At 47.8% G+C, this 8,822-nt stretch carries 8 protein-coding genes and 1 pseudogene; 4 read left to right on the top strand and 5 right to left on the bottom strand.

The genetic code is table 11. The features are described 5' to 3' along the window. Positions 1 to 2,939: tape measure protein (locus tag J7439_RS24520; protein ID WP_209204681.1), on the top strand; the 2,939-nt coding region annotated here is incomplete at its 5' end. Then, positions 2,939 to 3,328 carry a hypothetical protein gene (locus J7439_RS24515; protein ID WP_209204680.1) on the top strand — a complete coding sequence of 130 codons (390 nt, stop codon included), beginning with the start codon at positions 2,939 to 2,941 and terminating at the stop codon, positions 3,326 to 3,328. The genes J7439_RS24520 and J7439_RS24515, both read left to right, overlap by 1 nt. A gap of 31 nt (positions 3,329 to 3,359) precedes the next feature. Here J7439_RS24515 and J7439_RS24510 read toward each other — a convergent pair whose 3' ends face one another. Beyond that, a complete protein-coding gene (locus J7439_RS24510; RefSeq protein ID WP_209204679.1) occupies positions 3,360 to 4,208 on the bottom strand; it encodes a putative RNA-binding protein in 849 nt (282 codons plus the stop codon). A gap of 337 nt (positions 4,209 to 4,545) precedes the next feature. Between J7439_RS24510 and J7439_RS24505 the strand changes: the two genes are divergently transcribed. Then, positions 4,546 to 4,917 carry a hypothetical protein gene (locus tag J7439_RS24505; protein WP_209204678.1) on the top strand — a complete coding sequence of 124 codons (372 nt, stop codon included), beginning with the start codon at positions 4,546 to 4,548 and terminating at the stop codon, positions 4,915 to 4,917. A gap of 31 nt (positions 4,918 to 4,948) precedes the next feature. On the opposite strand, the gene J7439_RS24500 is transcribed toward J7439_RS24505, so the two are convergent. From J7439_RS24500 to J7439_RS24490, 3 genes are all read right to left on the bottom strand, one after another. Beyond that, entirely contained in the window at positions 4,949 to 5,800 is an 852-nt protein-coding gene (locus tag J7439_RS24500) for a hypothetical protein (protein WP_209204677.1), read from the bottom strand. Between the two features lie 694 nt (positions 5,801 to 6,494). Then, complete coding sequence (locus J7439_RS24495; protein ID WP_209204676.1) at positions 6,495 to 7,175, bottom strand: hypothetical protein; 681 nt, start codon at positions 7,173 to 7,175, stop codon at positions 6,495 to 6,497. A gap of 35 nt (positions 7,176 to 7,210) precedes the next feature. Then, on the bottom strand, positions 7,211 to 7,618 hold the full coding sequence (locus J7439_RS24490; RefSeq protein ID WP_209204675.1) for a hypothetical protein: 408 nt from the start codon (positions 7,616 to 7,618) through the stop codon (positions 7,211 to 7,213). Positions 7,619 to 7,736: 118 nt separating this feature from the next. Between J7439_RS24490 and J7439_RS24485 the strand changes: the two genes are divergently transcribed. Further along, complete coding sequence (locus tag J7439_RS24485) at positions 7,737 to 7,880, top strand: hypothetical protein (RefSeq protein WP_209204674.1); 144 nt, start codon at positions 7,737 to 7,739, stop codon at positions 7,878 to 7,880. Between the two features lie 234 nt (positions 7,881 to 8,114). Here J7439_RS24485 and J7439_RS24480 read toward each other — a convergent pair. Continuing rightward, positions 8,115 to 8,822, bottom strand: a pseudogene (locus J7439_RS24480) (hypothetical protein); the annotation flags it as partial.

The raw sequence follows: 8,822 nt of genomic DNA, 5'->3' as shown, positions 1-8,822 counted from the left end.
CCAGGGATGTTAAAAAATCCTCGGCTTCCCTGGATGCCTTCAGGCAAGAGGCAAATAAGCTTAAAGGCCAATTAGAGGAACTGGAAAACCAGAATAAGCTCCTTTCGTCTTTTAAAAAGCAGGCCAAGGCCACCCACGATGCCGGTCGGGCTTTTCGTGAGGCTGAAGATAAGGTGGCCAGGCTTGGCCGGGAAATGGGCAAGACCGACAAGCCCACCAAGGCCATGCAAGCGGCCATGGCAAAAGCCCGAAAAGACGTAAAAAAGGCGAATACCGAATACAACCGCCAACGGGAGGCACTGGCCAAGCTTCGGGGTTCAATGTCCTCTGCTGGATTATCGACCAAAAACCTGAAGCAGCAGGCCAAGCTCGAACAGCAGCTAAACGACACCCGGACCGCCTTCAAACGGGCGGATGAAAGCACCAGACAGACAGCCAGATCCCTGCGTAACAGCAACCTGAAAAAGACGGCCAGGGATGCCGAATCAGCAAGCACATCGGTTGGCAAGCTAACCCGGCGTTTTCTCGGGTTGGCGGCGGCCACCACAGGGCTTTATGCCTTAAGTCGAAGTATTCAGGGAGTGCTTAAGACAGGTGACCAGTTTGAGCGTTTGGCCGTGCAGATGGAGGCGGTTACCGGTTCGGCTGAAAGTGCCCGGCAAGCCACCCAATGGATTAAAGATTTTACCCGGAATACGCCCTATCAACTGGAAGAAGTGTCAGAAGCCTTTGTTCGGCTCAAAGCCTTCGGCCTTGATCCTATGGATGGCACCATGCAGGCCCTGGTTGATCAGGCATCCAAGCTTGGCGGCGGTATGGAAAGGCTTAACGGGATCTCCCTGGCTGTCGGTCAGGCATGGGCAAAGCAAAAGCTCCAGGGCGAAGAGATTCTGCAGATGGTCGAGCGGGGCATCCCGGTTTGGGATTTGCTGCAAAAGGTAACCGGCAAAAACGTTCAGGAGCTGCAAAAGCTGTCTTCGGCTGGCCTTATTGGTCGGGATGTTATGAGGGAGCTGATTCAGGAAATTGGCAAATCCTCCGAGGGTGCTGCGGCCAAGAACATGAGTCTGCTGTCGGGTTATGTCAGTAACCTGAAAGACAGCTGGCAGCAGTTCCAGGATGAAGTGGCCAAAAGTGGGGCTCTGGATTACGCCAGAGAGTCGCTGGCAGGCATCGCTGCCGAAATTGAGCGGATGAACCAGAATGGCCAGCTGTCTGAATTGGCGAAAAGGATCAGCGATGCCTTTATTGCCATGGGTGACGCTTTTAAGCATGCCTTCTCTGGAGTTACCGCTGATGGCTTTGTCACCAGTATTCAATCAGGCTTTAGCACCATCACAGAATCCATGGCGGCGCTGCGGACTGCCTTTGATTTTACCAGCTCCACAGTAAAGGGCTTTTTCAATACCTTCACAGCCATTGTTAAGGACTTTGCTACAGCCTATACCGGGATACTATACGGCATTGTCAGGGTATGGCAGGAAACAGCAGATGCCTTGGGTTTTGATGGCATTGCCGAAAAGCTAAAAGGGACAACCGATTTTCTTGAGGGCTTGACCAGGGAGTTTGCCCGGCAGACGGTTGAGGATACCAAGGATGTCCGGGATGCGCTGGTTGGGGTATACGACAGCTTTGCCAAAGAAAGCCGAGATGCGGTAAAGACAGCAAACCATGCAGCCAAGACCATGACCAAAAGTCAGAGGTTGCTCTGGCAAAATTACGCCGATGAATTAATTGCCGGGCAAAAACAGGTTGAGGAAGCCACAGCCGAAACAGCCAAAGCCGTTAAAAGTCATTTTGAGAATGCAGCGGATGCTATCAGTCAGGTCAACGCAGCCGAAACCCGAACGGAGCTGGCCAGCCTTGGGGTAGCCTTGGCTGAAGCTTTCTCTCAGGGCACTTTGTCTGCCGAGGAATATTACGAGGCGACCGAAGCCAGTCGCAGGAAGCTGGCTGAGCTGAAGGCCGAGGCGGAAAACACCAAGGACAGCATAAAAGAAACAGGCGAAGTTGCAGAGGAAGCCGGGGATAAGCAAGAGCAATCTTTTGAAAACGCCCAGTCTATTGCCGCTGTTTTGGCCGGTCACTATAACGCCATAACCGCAGAACTTATGGGTATGAGCAGCGCTGCGCACGATGCTTTTGTAGCCATACAACAAGGCGGCGGTTCAGTGGATACCACCGCAGCCAAAGGCAGTATTGAAGACCTGAAAAATGAGCTTAAGGCAACCTCCGCAGAAATTAGCCGTTTGCAAAGCAATCAATATCAATTTGACGTAACAGGCATTGGTCGCTGGCTCAATCAAACATCAACCACTGCCGCTTATGTGAAAAAACAATTTTTAGAGCAAAGAATTGCCCTTGAACAGCTGTTTGAACGCTATGAACAGGGCGAGATCAATGCCAGAAATTTTGTCCATGAGGCGGAAGATGCCGCGCAAACCATGAACCTGCTCAATCAAACGGATTTAGACCAGCTCAATAACGCCATTGTTTCAGCCAAACAAAACATGGCCAGCTTAGGCGACAGTTCCCGCAATACCCTCAACAGCCTGCAAGATGAACTGGATGAATTGCAGGGCAGACAATCGGATATTGAGCAACGCCGTTATCAAAATCAGCGTAATGATCTGAAGGCACAGCAGGCCGAGGCCATTGCCAACGGGGATCAGGAGGCGATCAGGAATATCAACTCAGCTCTGCGAATCAGTGAGCAGATTTACAACGAGCGACTGCGGCAGGCTAATAATGAAAGAGCAAAAGCCCTCCAGGAGAGCCAGGGGAGTGCGTCAGCACCAATCACTCGAACCACACAACCGGCTCCGCAAAGAATTATCCGGCTCGAATATCCCGATGGTGCGGTCAATGTCGGCATTGATTCAACGGATGAAACGAAACTGCTGGAAGCCCTGAAAAACGCAGGCATGAGGACGGTCTGATGCAACTGGATACCATTACCCTCCCGGACGATCTGCTCTGGATTAATGAATTTGAATGGAACCCCGTCGAGCAAACCACAGAGCGTAGCCTGACCGGGGCTTTTCTAATTCAAGAAGGTCAACTAAGCCACGGCAGGCCAATCATTCTCTCTGGCAATGGTGAGGCTGGTTGGGTTTCCCGGCTGACGGTTAAGAACCTGTTTGCTCTCTCCAAAGCTGCCAATAAAACGATGACTCTAACGCTTCCAGATAGTCGGCAGTTCTCCGTTATCTTTGATCGGTCTAACGGCGCTCCCGTAGAGGCAAAGCAGGTTTTACCATTTGCTTATCCAGAGGACAGTGACCAATACCTTCTTACTCTTAGATTGCTGACTGTTCACTCAGGTTGAGACATGCTCAATCGGGACGGTAAATATTCCTTCAGCTTGAACACTGAAAATTGGCAGGGAGAGTGCCATCTGAATTTTTACTGGGACTCTGGTTTGTTTCATCTGAATTAGAAGTCAGTGTTAATTCACCGGAGTTTCCAGCTGAATGGATTGACTGGAGATACTGCTCTCTTGCGATTTTCGCTTGCTTTGAAGCTTCTTCCTTGTTGGCGGTTTGTTTTTTGATTCTGTTGTAAGTACTCATATAGATTCTTTGCCCCTGTGCGAAGACGGGATCTTTGCGACGTTCCCTTTGGTACTCCCTTCGGTACTTTGCGAAAGCAGGATCTTTGCGACGCTCCCTTTGGTACTCCCTATGGTACTCCCTTTGGTACTCCCTTTCGCGCTCTGCGAAAGCGGGATCTTTGCGACGCTCCCTTTGGTACTCCCTTTTGCGTTCTGCGAAAGTGGGATCTTTGCGAAGCTCCCTTTGGTACTCCCTTTGGTACTGCCTTTCGCGCTCTGCGAAAGCAGGATCTTTGCGACGCTCCATTTTGTACTCCCTGTTGTACCGCCTTTCGCGCTCTGCGAAAGCAGGATCTTTGCGAAGCTCCCTTTGGTACTCCCTTTGGTACTCCCTGTGGTACTTCCTTCGGCGCTCCAACCGAGAGGCTTTGTTGTCAGTTATTTTTTCTGGTGGGTTTGAAACAGACTTATTACTCAAGTTATCAGCGTGAATTATCGGACTGATTTGCTCCATCACGTTAGAATACTGATGGCTGTTATTAACAATTTCTGATGCAGTGCCACTATCGGCTTTTTGAAATGTTTCTGGTCTTACGGATAATTCAAAGGGCTCATCCAGACAGATTTCTTTAGAATCAAGAATAGTGATTGACATTTGTTTAATTCTTGAATCATCGAATCGGTTTTGGAATCTATCCTCATCGGGTATTGAGGTGTTATTGATTGGGGGCTTTTGTTCCACTTTCTGACCGAATGCTGTAGCGTTTTTTTGTGTACAGCCCTTGGAAAATGACTTACCGCAGGGCATAGCAGCATCATATGCAGTTAGAACACTCGAATAAGAGCCTTGTAAGTTAAAATCTGGATCAGTCATTAATTCATAAATTCATCAAGTTATTGAATCACAGATTAAGACTCCCGCTACGTTACACAAGTTCCTTCCTGAAACAACCCATTCACTATTTACATCAAAAAAAGCATAAGGATTTGATATGACTATTAATCATGATGATGTGAAACTCTCGAAGTGGAAGTGTGAGACGATTAGATCAAGAATCAAGACCCGACCCTGGTTTTCCCTAATTCAAGAAGGTCAACTAAGCCACGGCAGGCCAATCATTCTCTCTGGCAATGGTGAGGCTGGTTGGGTTTCCCGGCTGACGGTTAAGAACTTGTTTGCTCTCTCCAAAGCTGCCAATAAAACGATGACTCTAACGCTTCCAGATAGTCGGCAGTTCTCCGTTATCTTTGATCGGTCTAACGGCGCTCCCGTAGAGGCAAAGCAGGTTTTACCATTTGCTTATCCAGCGGACAGTGACCAATACCTTCTTACTCTTAGATTGCTGACTGTTCACTCAGGTTGAGACAGACTCAATCGAGACGGTAAATATTCCTTCAGCTTGAAGACTGAAAAGTGGCAGGGAGAGTGCCATCTGAATTTTTACTGGGACTCTGGTTTGTTTCATCTGAATTAGAAGTCAGTGTTAATTCACTGGAGTTTCCAGCTGAACGGATTGACCGGAGATACTGCTCTCTTGCGATTTTCGCTTGCTTTGAAGCTTCTTCATTGTTGACGGTTTGTCTTTTGATTCTCTTGTAAGTATTAATATAGATTCTTTGCCCCTCTGCGAAGACGGGATCTTTGCGACGCTCCTTTTGGCGCTCTGCGAAAGTGGGATCTTTGCGGAGCTTCCTTAGACGCTCCTTTTCGCGCTCTGCGAAAGCGGGATCTTTGCGACGCTCCCTTTGATACTCCCTTTGGCGCTTCCTTTGGCGCTCTGCGAAAGCGGGATCTGTCTGGTAGCGCTCCCTTTGGCGCTTTGCGAAAGCGGGATCTTTGCGAAGCTCCCTTTGGTACTCCCTTTGGTACTCCCTTTGGTACTCCCTTTGGCGTTTCCTTTGGCGCTCTGCGAAAGCGGGATCTTTGCTACGCTCCCTTTGGTACTTCCTTCGGCGATCCAATCGTGAGGCTTTGTTGTCAGTTATTTTTTTAGATGGGTTTGAAACAGACTTACTACCCAGGTTATCAGCTTGAATTATCGGACTGATTTGCTTCATCACGTTAGGATACTGATGGCTGTTATCAACAGAGTGAGAGCCGTCTTCACCAGCCATACTCCAAACTCGCACAATTTTTATTTCTGATGCAGTGCCACTATCAGCTTTCTGAAATGTTTCTGGTCTTACGGATAATTCAGAGGACTCATCCAGGCAGATTTCTTTAGAATCAAGAATAGCGATTGACATTTGTTTAATTCTTGAATCATCGAATCGGTTATGGAGTCTATCCTCATCGGGTATTGGGGTGTTATTGATTGGGGGCGTTTGTTCCACTTTCTGACCGAATGCTGTAGCGTTTTTTTGTTTACAGCCCTTGGAAAGTGACTTACCGCAGAGCATAGCAGTGTCATATGCAGTTAGAACACTCGAATAAGAGCCTTGTAAGTTAAAATCTGGATCAGTCATTAATTCATAAATTCATCAAGTTATTGAATAACAGCTTAAGACTCCCGCTTCGTTACACAAGTTCCTTTCTGACACAACCCATTCACTATTTACATCAAAAAAAGCATAAGGATTTGATATGACTATTAATCATGATGATGTGAAACTCTCGAAGTGGAAGTGTGAGACGATTAGATCAAGAATCAAGACCCGACCCCGGTTTTCCCGACCCCGGTTTTCCGACCCCGGTTTTCCCGGCTGACGGTCAAGAGCTTGTTTGCTCTCTCCAAAGCTGCCAATAAAACGATGACTCTAACGCTTCCAGATAGTCGGCAGATCTCCGTTATCTTTGATCGGTCTAACGGCGCTCCCGTAGAGGCAAAGCAGGTTTTACCGTTTGCTTATCCAGAGGACAGTGACCAATACCTTCTTACTCTTAGATTGCTGACTGTTCACTCAGGTTGAGACAGGCTCAATCGGGACGGTAAATATTCCTTCAGCTTGAACACTGAAAAGTGGCAGAGAGAGTGCCATCTGAATTTTTACTGGGACTCTGGTTTGTTTCATCTGAATTAGAAGTCAGTGTTAATTCACCGGAGTTTCCAGCTGAATGGATTGACTGGAGATACTGCTCTCTTGCGATCTTAGCTTGCTTTGAAGCTTCTTCCTTGTTGGCGGTTTGTTTTTTGATTCTGTTGTAAGTATTCATATAGATTCTGTGCCCCTGTGCGAAGACGGGATCTTTGCGACGTTCCCTTTGGTACTCCCTTTGGTACTCCCTTTGGTACTCCCTTTGGTACTCCCTTTGGTACTCCCTTTGGTACTCCCTTTGGTGCTGGGCGTAAGCGGGATCTTTGTGACGTTCCCTTTTGTACTCCCTGTGGTACTGCCTTTCGCGTTCTGCGAAAGCGGGATCTTTGCGACGTTCCCTTTTGTACTCCCTTTGGTACTCCCTTTTGTACTCCCTTTGGTACTCCCTTTGGTACTCCCTTTGGTGCTGGGCGAGAGCGGGATCTTTGTGACGCTCCCTTTTGTACTCCCTGTGGTACTGCCTTTCGCGTTCTGCAAAAGCGGGATCTTTGCGACGCTCCCTTTGGTACTTCCTTCGGCGCTCCAATCGTGAGGCTTTGTTGTCAGTTATTTTTTTAGATGGGTTTGAAACAGACTTATTACCCAAGTTATCAGCTTGAATTATCGGACTGATTTGCTCCATCACGTTAGAATACTGATGGTTGTTATTAACGAGTGAGAAGCGTCATCACCAGCCATACTCCAAATTCGCACAGTTTTTATTTCTGATGCAGTGCCACTATCGGCTTTTTGAAATGTTTCTGGTCTTACGGATAATTCAAAGGGCTCATCCAGGCAGATCTCTTTAGAATCAAGAATAGTGATTGACATTTGTTTAATTCTTGAATTATCGAATCGGTTTTGGAATCTATCCTCATCGGGTATTGAGGTGTTATTGATTGGGACCGTGTGTTCCACTTTCTGACCGAATGCTATAGCGTTTTTTTGTGTACAGCCCTTGGAAAGAGATTTACCGCAGGGCATGGCAGCGTCATATGCAGTTAGAACATTCGAAGAAGAGCCTTGTAAGTTAAAATCTGGATCAGTCATTAATTCATAAATTCATCAAATTATTGAATCACAGCTTAAGACTCCCGCTTCGTTACACAAGTTCCTTCCTGACACAACCCATTCACTATTTACATCAAAAAAAGCATAAGGATTTGATATGACTATTAATCATGATGATGTGAAACTCTTCGAAAGCCAGCGACTCACGGATGAAGAAGACGGTGGCGGCCGGGTCACTGGCAGCGAGGTCATAAGAATCAAGACCCGACCCCGGTTTTCCGACCCCGGTTTTCCCGGCTGACGGTCAAGAGCTTGTTTGCTCTCTCCAAAGCTGCCAATAAAACGATGACTTTAACGCTTCCAGATAGTCGGCAGTTCTCCGTTATCTTTGATCGGTCTAACGGCGCTCCCGTAGAGGCAAAGCAGGTTTTACCGTTTGCTTATCCAGAGGACAGTGACCAATACCTTCTTACTCTTAGATTGCTGACTGTTCACTCAGGTTGAGACATGTTCAATCGGGACGGTAAATATTCCTTCAGCTTGAACACTGAAAATTGGCAGGGAGAGTGCCATCTGAATTTTTACTGGAACTCTGGTTTGTTTCATCTGAATTAGAAGTCAGTGTTAATCCACCGGAGTTTCCAGTTGAATGGATTGACTGGAGATACTGTTCTTTTGCGATTTTCGCCAGCTTTGAAGCTTCTTCCTTGTTGGCGGTTTGTTTTTTGATTCTGTTGTAAGTATTCATATAGATTCTGTGCCCCTGTGCGAGGACGGGATCTTTGCGACGCTCCCTTTGGTACTGCCTTTGGTACTCTGCGAAAGCAGGATCTTTGCGACGCTCCCTTTGGTACTGCCTTTGGTACTCTGCGAAAGCAGGATCTTTGCGACGCTCCCTTTGGTACTCCCTTTGGTGCTCTGCGAAAGCAGGATCTTTGCGACGCTCCCTTTGGTACTCCCTTTGGTACTGCCTTTGGTACCCTGCGAAAGCAGGATCTTTGCGACGCTCCCTTTGGTACTCCCTTTGGTACTCCCTTTGGTACTGCCTTTGGTACTCTGCGAAAGCAGGATCTTTGCGACGCTCCCTTTGGCGCTTCCTTTCGCGCTCTGCGAAAGTGGGATCTTTGCGACGCTCCCTTAGGTTCTCCCTTTGGCGTTTCCTTTCGCGCTCTGCGAAAGCGGGATCTTTGCGACGCTCCCTTAGGTTCTCCCTTTGGCGTTTCCTTTCGCGCTCTGCGAAAGC

It is taken from the genome of Salinisphaera sp. G21_0 (assembly GCF_017744115.1).
In the GTDB taxonomy this organism is placed as follows: domain Bacteria; phylum Pseudomonadota; class Gammaproteobacteria; order Pseudomonadales; family Endozoicomonadaceae; genus Endozoicomonas.
Note: the sequence above shows the minus strand (reverse complement) of the source record. Positions and strands in the feature narration are given on the sequence as shown.